This is a genomic window from Streptomyces omiyaensis (genome assembly GCF_014650895.1).
Classification (GTDB): domain Bacteria; phylum Actinomycetota; class Actinomycetes; order Streptomycetales; family Streptomycetaceae; genus Streptomyces; species Streptomyces omiyaensis.
The window spans coordinates 469,026-486,494 of sequence record NZ_BMVV01000003.1 but is presented as its reverse complement, the minus strand read 5'-3'; the positions used below and the strand labels follow the sequence as shown (position 1 = coordinate 486,494).

General features: G+C 72.5%; 17 protein-coding genes. 7 read left to right on the top strand and 10 right to left on the bottom strand.

Annotated elements, in window-relative coordinates; translation table 11 throughout:
* Window positions 1-125 precede the first annotated feature (125 nt).
* From IE287_RS07775 to IE287_RS07750, 6 genes are all read left to right on the top strand, one after another.
* On the top strand, window positions 126-617 hold the full coding sequence (locus IE287_RS07775) for an Lrp/AsnC family transcriptional regulator (RefSeq protein ID WP_229883325.1): 492 nt from the start codon (window positions 126-128) through the stop codon (window positions 615-617).
* Entirely contained in the window at window positions 602-1,981 is a 1,380-nt protein-coding gene (locus IE287_RS07770; protein WP_189848142.1) for an aspartate aminotransferase family protein, read from the top strand. Before IE287_RS07775 ends, IE287_RS07770 begins: the two co-directional genes overlap by 16 nt.
* A gap of 201 nt (window positions 1,982-2,182) precedes the next feature.
* Window positions 2,183-2,911: an ABC transporter ATP-binding protein gene (locus IE287_RS07765; protein ID WP_189848141.1), complete on the top strand. Its 729-nt coding sequence runs from the start codon at window positions 2,183-2,185 to the stop codon at window positions 2,909-2,911.
* Window positions 2,893-4,041: a hypothetical protein gene (locus tag IE287_RS07760; protein WP_189848140.1), complete on the top strand. Its 1,149-nt coding sequence runs from the start codon at window positions 2,893-2,895 to the stop codon at window positions 4,039-4,041. The genes IE287_RS07765 and IE287_RS07760 overlap by 19 nt, the downstream gene beginning before the upstream one ends.
* A 52-nt stretch (window positions 4,042-4,093) precedes the next feature.
* Window positions 4,094-5,245, top strand: a complete 1,152-nt coding sequence (locus tag IE287_RS07755; protein ID WP_189848139.1) for an LOG family protein — start codon at window positions 4,094-4,096, stop codon at window positions 5,243-5,245.
* On the top strand, window positions 5,246-6,253 hold the full coding sequence (locus tag IE287_RS07750; RefSeq protein ID WP_189848138.1) for a hypothetical protein: 1,008 nt from the start codon (window positions 5,246-5,248) through the stop codon (window positions 6,251-6,253). It abuts the gene before it with no gap.
* Here IE287_RS07750 and IE287_RS07745 read toward each other — a convergent pair.
* From IE287_RS07745 to rpsB, 9 genes are all read right to left on the bottom strand, one after another.
* Window positions 6,238-7,284: an ABC transporter ATP-binding protein gene (locus IE287_RS07745; RefSeq protein WP_189848137.1), complete on the bottom strand. Its 1,047-nt coding sequence runs from the start codon at window positions 7,282-7,284 to the stop codon at window positions 6,238-6,240. The two genes, IE287_RS07750 and IE287_RS07745, sit on opposite strands and share 16 nt — an antisense overlap.
* Window positions 7,284-8,897: an ABC transporter permease gene (locus IE287_RS07740; protein WP_189848136.1), complete on the bottom strand. Its 1,614-nt coding sequence runs from the start codon at window positions 8,895-8,897 to the stop codon at window positions 7,284-7,286. Before IE287_RS07740 ends, IE287_RS07745 begins: the two co-directional genes overlap by 1 nt.
* Before the next feature lie 38 nt (window positions 8,898-8,935).
* Entirely contained in the window at window positions 8,936-10,021 is a 1,086-nt protein-coding gene (locus tag IE287_RS07735; RefSeq protein ID WP_189848135.1) for a thiamine ABC transporter substrate-binding protein, read from the bottom strand.
* 221 nt (window positions 10,022-10,242) lie between these two features.
* Window positions 10,243-11,355, bottom strand: a complete 1,113-nt coding sequence (gene rlmN / locus IE287_RS07730; protein ID WP_189848134.1) for a dual-specificity RNA methyltransferase RlmN — start codon at window positions 11,353-11,355, stop codon at window positions 10,243-10,245.
* A 165-nt stretch (window positions 11,356-11,520) separates the two neighbouring features.
* A complete protein-coding gene (locus tag IE287_RS07725; protein ID WP_189848133.1) occupies window positions 11,521-12,630 on the bottom strand; it encodes a phosphatidate cytidylyltransferase in 1,110 nt (369 codons plus the stop codon).
* Window positions 12,630-13,187, bottom strand: a complete 558-nt coding sequence (gene frr, locus IE287_RS07720) for a ribosome recycling factor (protein WP_189848132.1) — start codon at window positions 13,185-13,187, stop codon at window positions 12,630-12,632. The genes IE287_RS07725 and frr overlap by 1 nt, the downstream gene beginning before the upstream one ends.
* Before the next feature lie 101 nt (window positions 13,188-13,288).
* Window positions 13,289-14,053: a UMP kinase gene (gene pyrH, locus IE287_RS07715; RefSeq protein WP_189848131.1), complete on the bottom strand. Its 765-nt coding sequence runs from the start codon at window positions 14,051-14,053 to the stop codon at window positions 13,289-13,291.
* Window positions 14,054-14,215: 162 nt separating this feature from the next.
* Window positions 14,216-15,052 (bottom strand): translation elongation factor Ts, encoded by an 837-nt coding sequence (tsf, locus tag IE287_RS07710; protein WP_189848130.1) that lies wholly within the window; start codon window positions 15,050-15,052, stop codon window positions 14,216-14,218.
* Between the two features lie 111 nt (window positions 15,053-15,163).
* Window positions 15,164-16,051, bottom strand: a complete 888-nt coding sequence (gene rpsB, locus IE287_RS07705; RefSeq protein WP_189848129.1) for a 30S ribosomal protein S2 — start codon at window positions 16,049-16,051, stop codon at window positions 15,164-15,166.
* Between the two features lie 255 nt (window positions 16,052-16,306).
* Between rpsB and IE287_RS07700 the strand changes: the two genes are divergently transcribed.
* Window positions 16,307-16,831: a murein hydrolase activator EnvC family protein gene (locus IE287_RS07700; protein ID WP_189848128.1), complete on the top strand. Its 525-nt coding sequence runs from the start codon at window positions 16,307-16,309 to the stop codon at window positions 16,829-16,831.
* A 71-nt stretch (window positions 16,832-16,902) separates the two neighbouring features.
* Here the strand turns inward: IE287_RS07700 and IE287_RS07695 are convergent, their stop codons facing one another.
* Window positions 16,903-17,469, bottom strand: coding sequence for a TetR/AcrR family transcriptional regulator (locus tag IE287_RS07695; RefSeq protein WP_189848244.1), 567 nt, complete (start codon window positions 17,467-17,469; stop codon window positions 16,903-16,905).

Sequence of the window (17,469 nt, the reverse complement as noted above, 5' to 3'; positions counted from 1 at the left end):
TCGGCTGACGCTTTCAACAGCCCCGACGCCCTCCGACTTCGGATTCAGTGACATCCGAGCTCCCAAACAACGAATTACATCGCTCCCGGGTTGCGCGACGGTCCATCTCGGTGCACAGTGAGGACGTGGCCAGTCGAAGCACAGACCCCAGAACCGGAACCGGTTCGTCCCCGACGATCGATGCCGTCTCCCTGGCGATCATCGAGCAGCTCCAGGAGGACGGCCGCCGTCCCTACGCCGCCATCGGCAAGGCCGTGGGCCTCTCCGAGGCGGCGGTGCGGCAGCGCGTCCAGAAGCTCCTCGACCAGGGCGTCATGCAGATCGTCGCCGTCACCGACCCGCTCACCGTGGGCCTCCGGCGACAGGCGATGGTCGGCATCCACGTCGAGGGTGACCTGGATCCGGTCGCGGAGGCGCTGACCGGCATGCCCGAATGCGAGTACGTGGTCATGACCGCGGGCTCCTTCGACCTGATGGTGGAGATCGTCTGCGAGGACGACGACCACCTTCTGGAAGTGATCAACAAGCGGATCCGCACGCTCCCCGGCGTGCGCTCCACCGAGAGCTTCGTTTACCTGAAGCTCAAGAAGCAGACCTATATGTGGGGAACCCGATAACCGTGACCCAGGACCTCTCCAAGACTGCCTACGACCACCTGTGGATGCACTTCACCCGCATGTCGTCGTACGAGAACAGCCCCGTCCCCACCATCGTCCGCGGTGAGGGCACCTACATCTTCGACGACAAGGGCAAGCGCTACCTCGACGGCCTCGCCGGCCTCTTCGTGGTCAACGCCGGTCACGGCCGCCAGGAACTGGCCGAGGTCGCGTACAAGCAGGCCCAGGAGCTCGCGTTCTTCCCCGTGTGGTCGTACGCGCACCCCAAGGCCGTCGAGCTCGCCGAGCGCCTCGCGGACTACGCCCCGGGCGACCTCAACAAGGTCTTCTTCACCACCGGTGGCGGCGAGGCCGTCGAGACCGCGTGGAAGCTCGCCAAGCAGTACTTCAAGCTCCAGGGCAAGCACACCAAGTACAAGGTCATCTCGCGTGCGGTCGCCTACCACGGCACCCCGCAGGGCGCCCTGTCCATCACCGGCCTGCCGGCCCTGAAGGCCCCCTTCGAGCCGCTGGTCCCCGGCGCGCACAAGGTGCCGAACACCAACATCTACCGCGCCCCGATCTTCGGCGACGACCCCGAGGCCTTCGGCCGCTGGGCCGCCGACCAGATCGAGGCCCAGATCCTCTTCGAGGGCCCCGACACCGTCGCGGCCGTCTTCCTGGAGCCGGTGCAGAACGCCGGTGGCTGCTTCCCGCCGCCGCCCGGCTACTTCCAGCGCGTCCGCGAGATCTGCGACCAGTACGACGTGCTGCTCGTCTCCGACGAGACGATCTGCGCCTTCGGCCGCCTCGGCACGATGTTCGCCTGCGACAAGTTCGGCTACGTGCCCGACATGATCACCTGCGCCAAGGGCATGACCTCGGGCTACTCCCCGATCGGCGCCTGCATCATCTCGGACCGCATCGCCGAGCCGTTCTACAAGGGCGACAACACCTTCCTCCACGGCTACACCTTCGGTGGCCACCCGGTGTCCTCGGCGGTCGCGATCGCCAACCTGGACATCTTCGACAAGGAAGGCCTCAACCAGCACGTCCTCGACCAGGAGGGCAACTTCTTCGAGACCCTGAAGAAGCTGCACGACCTCCCGATCGTCGGCGACGTCCGCGGCAACGGCTTCTTCTACGGCATCGAGCTCGTCAAGGACAAGGTCACCAAGGAGTCCTTCACGGACGAGGAGACCGAGCGCGTCCTGTACGGCTTCCTCTCCAAGGCGCTCTTCGAGAACGGCCTGTACTGCCGCGCCGACGACCGTGGCGACCCGGTCATCCAGCTGGCCCCGCCGCTCATCGCCGACCAGGGCACCTTCGACGAGATCGAGGGCATCCTGCGCGCGGTGCTGACCGAGGCGTGGACCAAGCTCTGACGGTCCCGGCACACGCCGCCCTCACGGCGTGACCCCCCGGCCCGGGCATGCCGCCATCCGAGTGGATGGCGGCGGCCCGGGCCGCGTGCCGTCCGTACAAACGGATCCGAATACTTACGGTGCCCAGTGACCGACAGGCCCGGTCCTCGTTCCCCCGGACGGGGGAACGCAAGAATCGGATCCGACATCGAGGTGTACGCGATGGCCCCACCGGACAACGACGTGCTCTGGGCGCGTTCCCTGCACTGCTCCCTGGGCGGCACGGAGGCCCTCAGCGGCGTCTCCGTCGGCGTCCGCGAGGGAGAGATCCTCGCCGTGACCGGCCCCCGCGGCAGCGGCAAGACCACCCTCCTGCGCTGCCTCTCCGGCGAACTCCCCGTCCGGAAGGGCGAGATCTGGTTCAACAGCGCCCCCGTCCACACCCTCCCCCCGGCCGGCCGCGAACGGCTCCGCCGCGAACGCTTCGGCTGGATCGGCCCCGAACCCGGCCTCGTCCCCGAACTCACCGCCTGGGAGAACACCGCCCTCCCGCTGCTGCTGCGCGGGACCCCGCACCGGGCCGCGCGGACCGCCGCCGTCGAATGGCTGGACCGCCTCGACATCGGCGCCTGCGCCCGCACCCGCCCGCACGGCCTCACCCACGCCCAGCGCCAGCGCGTCGCCGTCGCCCGCGCGCTCGCCGCCGGCCCCGCGGTCCTCTTCGCCGACGAACCCACCGCCGCCCTGCACCGGGCCGACGGCGCCCAGGTGCTCCGCACCCTCACCGCCGCCGCCCGCTCGCACGGCATCACCGTGCTCCTCGCCACCCACGACGACGAGGTCGCGGCGCTCGCCGACCGCACGGTCACCCTGCTCGACGGACGCCGGGCCGGCAGCGTGCCGCCCGCCTCGGGGGCGGAGGGCGTCGCCGCGTGCTCGCTCTCCGTCTAGTCCGCGGCTCCCACCCGCTGGTCCAGCTGCGGCGGCTCCTCGTCGCCGCGGCCGCCGCCGGCGTGGGCTTCCTGCTGCTGTGCACCCTCGGCTACGCCGCCGGCCACCCCGAGCACTCCTCCGCCTCCGTGCTCCGGCTCCTCTGGTGCGCGCTGCCGATCGCCGCCACCGTCCAGTTCGCCGTCGCCGTCGCCCGCACCGACCCGGCCACCCGGCCCCGCCCCGGACTCTCCTCCGTCGGACTCGGCCCGGCCCGGCTCACCGCCATCGCCGCCGCCTCGACCGCGGTCGCCTGCACCCTCGGCTCCGTGGTCGCCCTCCTCCTCTACCTGCACCTGCGCGGCGACATCACCGGCCTCCCCTTCGACGGGGCCGCCGCCGGGCTCCTCGCCGCCGACCGGCCGCTCCCGCTGGCCGCCGCCCTCACCCTGCTCGCGATCGTGCCGACCGCCGGCGCCGCCGCCGCCGGCCTCACCCTGCGCCCCCGCACCGGCACACCCGCGCCCGAGGGGGCCGCCCGGCCCGTGCCGAGCGGCCTCCCCTGGGGCGTCGCCCTCATCGCCGCCGGGCTCGCCGTGGAGACGTACGCGGGCCGCGGCGGCGGCTCCGGCGTCGCCCTCCCCGGCCGCTTCGACGGCTCCCCGGCCGGCGTCCTGGCCGGCTGGATCCTCACCGCCGCCGGCCTCGCGCTCGCCGGACCGGGCCTCACCCACCTGTGCGGCCGGCTCCTCCAGACCGCCCGGCCCGGCGCCGTGCGCCTCCTCGCCGGCCGCGTCCTCATGGACGAGGCCACCCGCATCGGCCGCCCCCTCGGCGTCGTCTGCGCGGTCCTCTCCGGCACCCTCGCCGCCGCCACCCTGTACGGGGCCGGGGACGGCGGCACCGCCTTCGGACCGCTCACCGGCCTCGGCGCCGGCGTCGTCATGGCCTGCACCACGGCGACCCTGCTCACCGCGACCCTGGAGTCCCGCCAGTGCCGGGCCCACACCGCCGCGGCGCTGGCCCGGCTCGGGGCCCCGCCGACCGTGCTGCGCAGCGCCGCCCTGCTGCGCGCCGGGGCCCTGCTCCTCGTCTTCCTCCCCCTGACCTGGCTCATCGGCGAACTCGCGGCACTGCCGCTGACCGCCTGACCGCCCGGAAAATCGGAAGGCACCGTCGCCGTGGGCCGCCTATCGTGGGCCCATGGCGACGCCCCCACCCCCGTCCCGCCCGCACGGGCCGGGGCGAGAGATCCACACCCTGGACGAGTTCGACGCGTCGCTCGCCCGGCCCGGCGGCCTCGCCGGGCAGCGCGTCCAGTCCGTCGACCTCACCGACCGGACCTTCGCCCTCCTCGCCTCCTCCACCGCGGAAACGATCTTCCTGGGCTGCCGCATGGAGCCGGAGGCCGCCGCGAAGGTCCGCGCCGACGGGGCGCTCGTCTTCCCGCCCGTCCCCGGCCTCCCCTTCGACCCGTACCGCAGCCGGCTCTACACCCCCGGCGAGCTCTACGAAGGACTCGAAGGACCCGGCGGGACCGCCGGGCGCGGTGGATACGAACGGACCCCCGACGCCCGCGCCCACGCCTGGTTCGGCACCACCCGCGCCGACGGCGACGTCTTCTCCTCGATGCTCCGCTCGCTCCACGACGACGCCGTCGGCGACGCCCTCGACGAACACCTCGACGGCCGGCGGACCGTCGGCGTCATGGGCGGCCACTCCATGGTCCGCGGCGGCGAGGCCTACGCGGGCGCCGCCCGCCTCGGCCGCGCCCTCGCCCGCGCCGGGTACACGGTCGCCACCGGCGGCGGCCCCGGCGCGATGGAGGCCGCCAACCTCGGCGCCTACCTGGCCCCGCACCCCGACCCGGCCCTCGCCGACGCGCTCTCCCTCCTCGCCGGGGCCCCCTCCTTCACCCCCTCGGTGACCGACTGGGCCCGCGCCGCCTTCGCCGTCCGCGCGCTCCTCCCGGACGGCGGCGACTCGGTCGGCATCCCCACGTGGTTCTACGGCCACGAACCGCCCAACGCCTTCGCCGGACACATCGCCAAGTACTTCACCAACGCCCTGCGCGAGGACGGCCTCCTCGCCCGCTCCACCGCCGGCGTCGTCTTCCTCCCCGGCGCCGCCGGCACCGTCCAGGAGATCTTCGACAACACCACCCCGAACTACTACGGCTCCCTCGGCGCCCCCACCCCCATGGTCCTCGTCGACCGCGCCCACTGGACCGTCCGCCTCCCCGCCTGGCCCCTCCTGGAGACCCTCGCCCGCGACCGTCCGATGGCGGCCCGGATCGCCCTGGTCGACTCGATCGACGAGGCCCCCGCGGCCCTGGAGAGGCTGGCGGCCGCCTAGGTGGACCTCTTCGCGTGCGCGGGCTGCGGCACCGCGCTGTCGGTGCCGGTGGAGCGGGTGGCCCTGCCCGTGGAAGCCCACTACGACGCCGGCCACAACTGGATGCCGACGCTCATGGAACCGGGCACCTACGCCGTCGACCCCGCCCCGTGGGGGCCGCCGTGGCGGACCTGGGAGGAGATCGGCGAGGCCGGCTCGGCGGCCCTCGGGGTGTACGCACCGCAGTACGGCGTCCCCGGCGGTCCCCGCGACGTGATCGTGCTCTCCCCCGGCGACACGCGCGGCACCCGGCTCCTGCCCGAGCGGTCCGGGAACTCCTGCCTCGGCATCGTCGCCGGCGACGAACCCAGCCTGGTGTGCGCCCGCTGCGGACTCGGCATCGGTTTCCGCGAGGACGACTGCGGGATCTGGAACACCGTCCGGTACGCACCCGGCGCCGTCGTCCGGCACCCCCTGGGCCTCCCCGCCCGGGCCCCCGCACCGCTCCGCCCCACCCCGCCCGTCGACGCGCGCGGCCACTGGAGCCCCCGCTGGACCGCGGGGGCGGGCGCCGCCCTCGCCCACCTGCTGGCCGCCTCCGGCGGCCGGCCCCTCGCCCTCCCCGCCGGGCCGGTCACCGAGATGTTCGGCCGGAGCCTCGCCCGCGTCCTCCCGGCCGGACCGCCCACCCGCCGGGTCGCCGTCGCCGGCCCCGGCACGCCCGCCGGCGACGCCGCCGTCGTGCTCGTCCCCGCGGACCGGACCACCGGACGGCCGTGGACCCCGCCGACCGGAGCGACACCCGTCGGGCTGCCCGCCGACGTCTGGGCGCACCTCGTCCGCCCGGACGAGACCTCGCCCATGCCGGTCTCCGGACGCCCTCCCTCCGGCGTCCTGCGCGACGACTACCCGCTCCCCGACCACCCCTGGGGGGTCTTCACCCCCGACCGCCGCACCGCCCGCCACACCCTCGCCCGGCTGCCCGAGGTGCGCCGGCCGTGGCTGCGCGCCCTCTACGACCGGCTCTGACCGTCCCGGCCGTCGCCGTCCAGCACCACCACGTCCTCCGCCCGGAACACCACCGACACCTCCGCGCCCGCCTCCGGCGCGTCCCCCGGCGGGAGCTCCGCCTCCAGCACCGGCCCGTCCCCCGGCCGCAGCGCGACCGACACGTGCTGCCCCCGGAAGGTCCGCGACTCGACCCGGCAGACCAGCCCCTCGCCCGCCGCCGCCACCCGGACGCCCGCCGGACGGACCAGCAGCCTCCGCTCCCCCTGCGGCGAACCCTCCGGCACCGGCACCCGGCCCCACGCGGTCTGTGCCGCCCGGCCCGACACCGTCGCCGCCACCACGTTCTCGAAGCCCAGGAAGCGGGCCACGAACTCCGAGCCCGGCCGCCGCCACACCTCCACCGGCGTCCCCGACCGCACGATCCGCCCGTCCCGCATCACCACCACCCGGTCCGCCAGCGCGAACGCCTCCCCCTGGTCGTGCGTGACCGCGAGGACCGTCGTACCGAGCCGCCCGAACAGCGACCGCAGCTCCACCACGAGCCGCTCCCGCAGCCCCCGGTCCAGCTGACCCAGCGGCTCGTCCAGCATCAGCAGCCGGGGCCGCGGCGCCAGCGCCCGCGCCAGCGCCACCCGCTGCTGCTCGCCGCCCGAGAGCACCCCGACCGCCCGGCCGCCCGCACCCGGCAGCCCCACCAGGTCGAGCAGCTCCGCCACCCGGGCGGCCCGCTCCTCCCTCGGCACCCCGTGCATCCGCAGCCCGAAGGCCACGTTCCCGGCCACGTCCCGCTGCGGGAACAGCTGGTGGTCCTGGAACATCAGCCCCACCCCGCGCCGGTGCACCGGCGTCCCCGCCTGGTCCTCACCGCCCAGCAGCACCCGCCCCGCGTCCAGCGCCCGGAGCCCCGCGACCGCCCGCAGCAGCGTCGACTTCCCGGACCCGCTCGGCCCCAGCACGCACACGATCTCGTGCTCGGCCACCTCCAGGTCCACCGCGTCGAGGACCGCCCGCGCCCCGAACCGTACCGTCGCGCCCTCAAGGGTCAGCATCAGAACTCCCCGGTGGTCCGGTCGGTCCGCAGCCGCTCCAGCAGCAGCAGACAGACCGCGCACACCACCATCAGCATCGTCGACAGGGCCATCGCCTGCCCGTAGTTGAGCTCGCCCGGCCGGCCGAGCAGCCGCGCCACCGCGACCGGCAGCGTCGGGCTGTCGGGCCGGGCGATGAAGACCGTCGCGCCGAACTCGCCCAGCGACACCGCGAAGGCGAACCCCGCGGCGATCAGCAGCGCCCGCCGCACCAGCGGCAGGTCCACCTCCCGCCACGCCCGCCACGGCGACGCCCCCAGCACCGCCGCCGCCTCCCGCAGCCGCTCGTCCACCGCCCGCAGCACCGGCAGCATCGTCCGGACCACGAACGGCACGCCCACCAGCGCCTGCGCCAGCGGGACGAGGATCCAGCTGGCCCGCAGGTCGAACGGCGGCTCGTCCAGCGTGATCAGGAACCCGAAGCCGACGGTCACCGCCGACACCCCGAGCGGCAGCATCAGCAGCGCGTCGAAGCCCCGCACCAGCCGGCCGGCCCGCCGGGTCAGCGCCGCGGCGGCCAGCCCGCCGATCACCACCGCGATCCCCGTGGCCACCACCGCGTACCGCAGCGAGTTCCCCACCGCCTCCAGCGGCGGCACCAGGAACGTGCCCGCGTCGTCGAGCGAACCCAGCGCCCGGTAGTACCGCAGCCCGTACCCCTCCGGCGTGGCGAAGGACCGCTCCACCAGCACCCCCAGCGGCAGCAGGATCAGCACCGCCACCGACGCCAGCACCCCGCCGAGCAGCGCCCACTGGCCCGCCCCGCGCGGCCGCCGCGCCGTCAGCTCCGGGGAGACCAGCCGCAGCGCCGTCTCCCGCCGGCGTGCCGTCCGCGCGTGCACCGCGAGGATCGCGCCCACCGCCGCGAACTGCACCAGCGTCAGCACCGCCGCCGTCCGCAGGTCGAGCAGCCGGGCCGTCTGCCGGTAGATCTCCGCTTCCAGCGTCGTGTACCCGTCCCCGCCGAGGATCTGCACCACCCCGAAGGAGGTGAAGGTGAAGAGGAAGACCATCAGCGCCGCCGCCGACACCGCCGGGACCAGCGCGGGCAGCGTCACCGACCGCCACGCCCGCCACCGGGACGCGCCCAGCACCCGCGCCGCCTCCTCCTGCCGCGGATCGAGCTGCGCCCACAGCCCGCCGACCGTCCGGACGACGACCGCGTAGTTGAAGAAGACGTGCGCGAGGAGGATCGCCCACACCGAGGCGTCGAGCCGCAGCCCCCACAGCTCGTCGGTGAACCCGCCCCGGCCCACCAGGGCCAGGAAGGCGGTGCCGACCAGCACGGTGGGCAGCACGAACGGCACGGTGACGACCGCCCGCAGCACCCCCTTCCCGGGGAAGGAGAAACGGGCGAAGACGTACGCCCCCGGCAGCGCCACCAGTAGCGTGAGCCCCGTGGAGGCGGCCGCCTGCCAGACCGTGAAGCCGAGCACGTCGAGGATGTCGGACCGGCCCAGGGTCGCCCCGATCGCACCGAGGTCCCAGGCGCCGTCGGGCCGCAGCCCGCGCTGGACGATCGAGACCACGGGCCAGGCGAAGAAGACCGCGAAGAACGCGACGGGCAGGGCCATCAGCCCCAGCCGCGCCGCGCTCCCCCCGCGGTCACGCCTCACTTGAGGAGCGACGACCACTGCTGGATCCACGCCTCGCGCTTCTCGGCGATCTTCTCCGGCGCCATCGTCTCCGGCTTCTCCACGACCACGCCGTGCCGCGTGAACAGCTCCGGCAGGACCGCGTCCTCGGCCACCGGGTTCACGAACATCTGGAGCGGCATGTCCTCCTGGAACTTCTTCGACACCAGGAAGTCGATCAGCGCCTTGCCGCCCTCGGGGTTCTTCGCCCCCTTCAGCAGGCCGGCGAACTCGATCTGCCGGAAGCAGGTGCCGGTGGACACCCCGGTGGGGGCCTCCTTCGGCTGCGGCTCCGCGTACAGCACCTCCACCGGCGGGCTGGAGGCGTAGGAGACGACCAGCGGGCGGTCGCCCTTGGCCTCCTTGCCGCCGGCCGAGCCGGAGAACTCCTGGTTGTAGGCGAGCTCCCAGCTGTCGACGGTCTTCACGCCGTTCGCCTTCAGCTTCGACCAGTAGTCCTGCCAGCCGTCGTCGCCGTACTTCGCGATCGTGCCGAGGAGGAAGCCGAGGCCCGGGGAGGACCGCTCCGGGTTCTCCACCACGAGCAGGTCCTTGTACTCCGGCTTCGCCAGGTCGTCGAAGCTCTGCGGCGGCGCCAGCTTCCTGTCCGCGAAGTACTTCTTGTCGTAGTTGACGCAGATGTCGCCGGTGTCGATCGGGGTGACCCGCTCGTCGAGCTCGAAGGTGTCCGGGACCCGGTCCAGGCCCTTCGCCTCGTACGTCTCGAAGATGCCGTTGTCGACGGCGCGGGAGAGCAGCGTGTTGTCGACGCCGAAGAAGACGTCGCCCTGCGGGGAGCCCTTGGTCAGGATCTCCTTGTTGACGGCCTCGCCCGCGTCCCCGGCCTTCAGCACCTTCACGGTGAGACCGGTCTGCTTCGTGAACTCCGCCAGCACCTCCTCGGAGGCGTTGAAGGAGTCGTGGCTGACGAGGGTCACGGTCTTCGGGACGGGCTCCCCGGACTTCCCCGCGGCCTCGCGGAGGTCCTCGGTGGAGCAGGCGGCGAGACTCGTGACGCCGAGCGCCGCGGCCAGCGCGACGGCGGCGGCCTTCTTGGTGTGCATGTGTTGTCCTCCTGGGTGGGACCAGGAAGAGACGCGGCCCTGCCCGCGTCCGGGGAGACCGGACGCGGGCAGGGCGCAACAGCTCGAGTTACGACCGAACTCCCTACCCGGAATGACCCGGGCGAGGTTCAGAGGGTCTGCGGTCTACGGTTACCGCACTCTCAGCGCTGTGGCGCTCCCCTGTCGGAATATGCAGGTGTGTTCGAGCACAGGGTACAAGGTCAGCGTTCGGAGGCCGCCAGCTGTCCACAGGCGCCGTCGATCTCCTGCCCGCGGGTGTCGCGGACGGTCACCGGCACGCCGTGCCGGGCGATCGCCTCGACGAAGGCCTTCTCGTCCTCCGGCCGGGACGCCGTCCACTTCGACCCGGGCGTCGGGTTGAGCGGGATGAGGTTGACGTGCACGCGCTTGCCCTTGAGCAGCCTGCCCAGCAGGTCACCGCGCCAGGCCTGGTCGTTGATGTCCCGGATGAGGGCGTACTCGATGGAGATCCGGCGCCCGGACTTCTCGGCGTACTCCCAGGCCGCGTCCAGCACCTCCCGCACCTTCCAGCGCGTGTTCACCGGCACCAGGGTGTCCCGCAGCTCGTCGTCCGGGGCGTGCAGCGAGACCGCGAGCCGGCACTTGAAGCCCTCGTCGGCGAAGCGCAGCATCGCCGGGACCAGGCCCACCGTGGAGACGGTGATCCCGCGCTGGGAGAGCCCCAGGCCGTCGGGCTCGGGGTCGGTCAGCCGGCGGATGGCGCCGACGACCCGCTTGTAGTTGGCGAGCGGCTCGCCCATCCCCATGAAGACGATGTTCGACAGGCGCGCGGGCCCGCCGGGCACCTCGCCGTCGCGCAGGGCGCGCATGCCGTCGACGATCTGGTGCACGATCTCGGCGGTCGACAGGTTCCGGTCGAGACCGGCCTGGCCGGTCGCGCAGAACGGGCAGTTCATGCCGCAGCCGGCCTGCGAGGAGATGCACATGGTCACCCGGTCCGGGTAGCGCATGAGCACCGACTCGACGAGGGTGCCGTCGTGGAGGCGCCACAGCGTCTTGCGGGTGGTGTCGTCGTCGCACGAGATGTGGCGCACCACCGACATCAGGTCGGGCAGCAGCTCACCGGCGAGCTTCTCCCGCGCGGCGGCCGGGATGTCGGTCCACGCGGCGGGGTCGTGCGCGTACCGCGAGAAGTAGTGGGTCGACAGCTGCTTGGCGCGGAAGGGCTTCTCGCCGATCGCGGCGACGGCCTCCTTCCGCTCCGCGGGCGTCAGGTCGGCGAGGTGCCGCGGCGGCTTCTTGGCTCCGCGCGGGGCGACGAAAGTGAGTTCTCCGGGCAGCGGACGAGCCACGGCGGCGTCTCTCCTCAAACAGGCACGAGGTCGGACGTCCCGCGACGGCGGGGAGCGCGGCACGGCGGTGCCGGAGCGACCTCACTGGACCGTCCCCGCGGTGGCGAGGACGACGAAAGGGCCCGGGACGCACGTCCCGAGCCCTTCCAGAGTACCCGCTGTCCGTCAACCCGTTCCGACGAACAGTGCCAGCAGCAGCCACACCACGGGCGCCGTCGGCAGGAGCGAGTCCAGCCGGTCCATGATGCCGCCGTGGCCGGGGAGCAGCGTCCCCATGTCCTTGATGCCGAGGTCCCGCTTGATCATCGACTCGCCGAGGTCGCCGAGCGTCGCGCTCGCCGCCACCGCCAGGCCGAGGATCAGACCCTGCCACCAGGTGCCGTCGTCGATCAGGAACTGCATGCACAGCGCGCCGGCCGCCATCGCGAAGGCCACCGCGCCGAAGAGCCCCTCGCGGGTCTTTCCGGGGCTGATCCTCGGCGCCAGCTTGTGCTTGCCGAACCGCCAGCCCACCGCGTACGCCCCGGTGTCGCTGACCACCGTGAGCAGCAGGAAGGTCAGCACCCGCGACGGCCCGTCGTCGGCGGCCAGCAGCAGCACCACGAAGGTCGCCAGGAACGGCACGTAGAACGCGGCGAAGACGCCCGCCGTGACGTCCTTCAGATACCCCTCGGGGGGTTCCGTCATCCGCCAGACGAGCACCGCGAGCGCGGTCAGGGCCATCGCGACCCAGGCGCCCTCGGGTCCCCGCACGTAGCCGGCGACGACCATCGCCGCGCCGCCGACCGCGAGCGGCACCAGCGGCGCCTTGATCCCCTTGCGCTCCTGGAGCCGGGACGTCAGCTCCCAGAGGCCGACGACCACGGCCACCGCCACCACGCCGACGAACGCCGGCGGCCAGATGTACAGCGACGCGATGATCACGGCCCCGAGGCCGACGCCGACCCCTATGGCCGCGCCCAGGTCCCGGCCCGCGCTCTTCTTCTGCCGCGGCGCGGGGGCCGCGGACGGCGGAGGAGGCGGTACGGGGCTGGGCATGGGCTCCTGCGGGTGCTCGTGCGGGGTCTCGTCACGGAACAGGGGACCGCCCTGGTGGGCGGCCCCCCGACCGTGTCCGTCCTGGAATCCGCCGGCGGGTACGTCGGGCACGATGGGCATGGGGCGAGTCTGCGCCGCCGTGTGCCGATCGTGGGCGGGACCCGCCGGGGCAGGCCCCTGGTCGGGTCCGCCGAGACCTGAACCGGCCGCCGGCGCCCCCCAGGATGAGTCGTTCATCAGACCTCGAGGAGCTCGGCTTCCTTGTGCTTCAGCAGCTCGTCCACCTGCGCGACGTACTTCGCGGTGGTGTCGTCGAGCTCCTTCTCCGCGCGGCGGCCCTCGTCCTCGCCGACCTCGCCGTCCTTGACGAGCTTGTCGATGGTCTCCTTGGCCTTGCGGCGCACGGAGCGGATCGAGATCTTGGAGTCCTCGGCCTTGCCCTTGGCGACCTTGATGTACTCCCTGCGGCGCTGCTCGGTCAGCTCCGGGAAGACCACACGGATGATGCTGCCGTCGTTGCTCGGGTTGACGCCGAGGTCCGAGTCGCGGATGGCCTGCTCGATGTTGCGCAGGGCGCTCTTGTCGAACGGGGTCACCACGGCCATGCGCGGCTCCGGCACCGAGAACGAGGCCAGCTGGTTGATGGGGGTGAGGGCGCCGTAGTAGTCGGCCACGATCTTGTTGAACATCGCCGGGTGCGCACGGCCGGTGCGGATCGCGGCGAAGTCCTCCTTGGCGACCACGACGGCCTTCTCCATCTTCTCCTCGGCCTCGAGGAGGGTCTCTTCGATCACCACATGCTCCTGCGTGTCGTCGCGTTGTGTCCTGCACGGTGTACGACCGGCAGGGCTGTCGTCCAGCCCCGTGGGGGGCGGTTCCCGGTGGAGGTCGGGCCTCAGGCCCGGGTGCCCTGGTCGCTCACGAGCGTGCCGATCTTCTCACCCGTCACGGCGCGCGCGATATTGCCCTCGGCGAGCAGTTCGAAGACGAGGATCGGGAGCTTGTTGTCGCGGCACAGCGTGATGGCGGTGGCGTCGGCGACCTTGAGGTCGCGCGTGATGACCTCGCTGTACTCGAGGGCGTCGAACTTGACCGCGTGGGGGTTGGTCTTCGGGTCGGAGTCGTAGACCCCGTCGACGCCGTTCTTGCCCATGAGGAGGGCCTCGGCGTCGATCTCCAGGGCACGCTGGGCGGCGGTGGTGTCCGTGGAGAAGTACGGCATGCCCATGCCCGCGCCGAAGATGACCACGCGGCCCTTCTCCAGGTGGCGGACGGCGCGCAGCGGGATGTACGGCTCGGCGACCTGGCCCATGGTGATGGCCGTCTGGACGCGCGAGTCGATGCCCTCCTTCTCCAGGAAGTCCTGGAGGGCGAGGCAGTTCATCACGGTGCCGAGCATGCCCATGTAGTCCGAGCGGGCCCGGTCCATGCCGCGCTGCTGGAGCTCGGCGCCACGGAAGAAGTTGCCGCCGCCGATCACCACGGCGATCTCGGCTCCGTCCCGGACGACGGCCGCGATCTCACGCGCGATGGCGTGCACGATGTCGGGGTCGACGCCGAGACCGGTACCGCCGGAGAAGGCCTCCCCCGACAGCTTCAGCATGTAGCGGCCGAGCTTCTTGCCGCTGTTGTCATCGCCCTGTACGGCGCCCTGATTCATGGTGATCTCCTCGTACACATACGAAGAAGGCCATTGCCCTGGGTCCTCGTGGGTTTCCCGTACGGCAATGGCCTCCTCGTCACATCTGCGGTCGTCCCGCGCGGGGCGGGACGACTGTCTCAGACCCTACCCGGGTCCGGTGTCCGTCGCGTGGGCGAGGACTCAGATGCCGACCTTGATGCGGGTGAAGCGCTTCAGGGTGACACCGGCCTCGTCCAGGATCTGCTGGACGGACTTCTTGTTGTCCAGCGCGTACGGCTGGCCGAGCAGCGTGGCGTCCTTGAAGAAGCCGTTCACGCGACCCTCGACGATCTTGGCGATCGCGGCCTCGGGCTTGCCCTCGGCGCGGGTGGTCTCCTCGGCGATGCGACGCTCGGAGTCGACGACCTCGGCCGGGACGTCCTCACGGGTGAGGTACTTCGGCGCGAAGGCGGCGATGTGCTGCGCGACGCCCTTGGCGACCTCGGCGTTCTCCTTGTCGAGCTCGACGAGGACACCGATCTGCGGCGGGAGGTCCGGCATGGTGCGGTGCATGTACGCGGAGACGTAGCCGTCGGCGTAGGCCGCGAAGCGGTCCAGGACGATCTTCTCGCCGAGGTTGGCGTTGGCCTCGTCCACGAAGGCCTGCACGGTCTTGCCGGCCTCGATCTCGGAGGCGAGCAGCGTCGCGATGTCGGCCGGCTTGGTGGCGGCGACGTGAGCGGCGAGGGCGTTGGCGACGGCGAGGAACTTGTCACCCTTGGCGACGAAGTCCGTCTCGCACTTCAGCTCGACGAGGACGCCGGAGGTGTTGTCGTCGGCGATGAGGGAGACCACGGCGCCGTTCTCGGCGGAGCGGCCCTCGCGCTTGGCGACACCCTTCTGGCCCTTGATGCGCAGGGCCTCCACGGCCTTGTCGACATCGCCGTCGGCCTCTTCGAGGGCCTTCTTGCAGTCCATCATGCCGGCGCCGGTGAGCTCACGGAGCTTCTTGACGTCAGCGGCGGTGTAGTTCGCCATGAGTCTGTTTCTCTCTCGAAGTCAGAAAGATCTACGAAGATCTACGGAGGGACGGCGGGGGCTTCTTGGGCCCCCGCCGTCACCTTCGCGGTGTTCCGGAGTGCGGAAGGGTCAGGCCTGCTCGGCCGGAGCCTCGGTCTCGGCCGGAGCCTCGGCCTCGGCGGCCTTCTCGGTCTCGGCGGAGGCCTGGACCTCGGCCTCGACGGTCTCGTCGGCCTTCTTCTCGCCCTCGAGCAGGTCGCGCTCCCACTCGGCGAGCGGCTCGCCGGCGGCCTTCTCGCCCGGCTTCGAGTCACCGGTCGCGGCACCGGAACGGGCGATGAGGCCCTCGGCGACGGCGTCGGCGATCACGCGGGTGAGCAGGGTGACGGAGCGGATCGCGTCGTCGTTGCCCGGGATCTTGTAGTCGACCTCGTCGGGGTCGCAGTTGGTGTCGAGGATCGCGACGACCGGGATGTTGAGCTTGCGAGCCTCGCCGACGGCGATGTGCTCCTTCTTGGTGTCGACGATCCAGACGGCGCTCGGCACCTTCTGCATCTCGCGGATACCACCGAGGGTCTTCTCCAGCTTGGCCTTCTCGCGCGAGAGGACCAGGAGCTCCTTCTTGGTGAGACCCGAGGCCGCGACGTCCTCGAAGTCGATCTGCTCGAGCTCCTTGAGGCGCTGCAGACGCTTGTAGACGGTCGAGAAGTTGGTGAGCATGCCACCGAGCCAACGCTGGTTGACGTACGGCATGCCGACACGCGTCGCCTGCTCGGCGATGGCCTCCTGGGCCTGCTTCTTCGTACCGACGAACATGACGGAGCCACCGTGGGCGACCGTCTCCTTGACGAACTCGTAGGCGCGGTCGATGTACGACAGCGACTGGAGCAGGTCGATGATGTAGATGCCGTTGCGCTCGGTGAAGATGAAGCGCTTCATCTTCGGGTTCCAGCGACGGGTCTGGTGACCGAAGTGGACGCCGCTCTCCAGCAGCTCCCGCATCGTGACGACGGCCATGGCCATCTCCTTGGGTTTCTCGGTTGTGTTCCTGACGCCCCGGCGCGCCGTGCCACGAAGGACCGAAAGGCGCTGCCACCGTGCTCCAGGAGCCGAGTGGCGGGGCGTGCGAAGTCGACCCGGTGACCCGGGTCGCCATAGGAAGTGTACGGGACCCCGGGAGCGCCGGGTGACGACACCGTCCACAGACCGCCCCTCGTCCACAGAAAACCGCCCCCGCGGTCACCCTCCGTGCCCACGGGACAGGCTCGGCCCATGCACACGACGACGACCCTCCTCCTCGCCCTCACCCTCTGCTGGCCCCTCGGCCCGCCCGTCCCCGAGATCACCCGCTCCTGGCGGCCCCCCGCCGGCCCCTACGCCCCCGGTCACCGGGGCATCGACCTCGCGGCCCCCGAAGGCGCCACCGTCCGCGCCCCCGCCGACGGCACCGTCACCTTCGCCGGCCCCGTCGGCGGCCGGGGCACCCTCACCCTCACCCTCCCCCGCACCGGCACGCCCCCGCTCCGCACCACCTTCACCCCCGTCACCCCCCTCGCACGCGCCGGCGACCGCGTACGCGCCGGAGACCCCCTCGCCCACGTGGCACCCGGCACCCACTGCCCCCGCTCCTGTCTCCACTGGGGCCTCCGCAGGGGCGACCGCTACCTCGACCCCCTGACCCTCCTCAGGAGGGGGCCGTCACGCCTCCTGCCGGTGACGACGGCACCGGCGGCGCCACCCGCGCCGGCGGTGCCCTACGCACCGCCCGCGCCGCCGGCGGCACCTTGGGCGAGCTGACTTCACCGAGGGCGGGAGGGGGGCGGGGGGCGGGGGGCGCGGGGGCGGGGAGAGGGGGGAGGGGCCTCGGTTCAGGCTGTGGGGCCGGTGACGCCGTGGAGGGCCATGGTGACCGCGGCCTCGGCGATGCTGTCGGGGTCTTCCGCGACACCGAGTTCGATGCGGCGGACGGCGGCGTCGACGACTCCCTGGAGGAGCATGGCGCCGAGGCGGGGTTCGGCCATGCCGAGGTCGGCGAGGGCTTCGACGACCATGGTGACGAGGCCGCCGTGGGCGGCGCGGATCTTCTCGCGGGCGCCGTCGTCGAGTTCGCCGGCGGAGATGGCGACGACGGCGCGGTGGCGGCGGTCGCCGACGAGGTCGAGCTGCCTGCGGACGTAGGCGGCGACCTTGTCCTGGGGGGTGTCGGCGTCGGCCATGGCGAGTTCGACCTCGGCGGCCCAGACGGGGAAGTCGACCGCGCACAGTTCCTCGACGACGGCGGCGCGGGAGCGGAAGTACTCGTAGACCGACGATCGGGCGAGGCCGGTTCGCTCGGCGAGTGCGGGGAAGGTCAGCGCCTCCGTCCCGCCCTCGGACAGCAGGGATCGCGCGGCGTCCAGCAGGGCGCCGCGCTGCATGGTCCGGTGCTCGGCCAC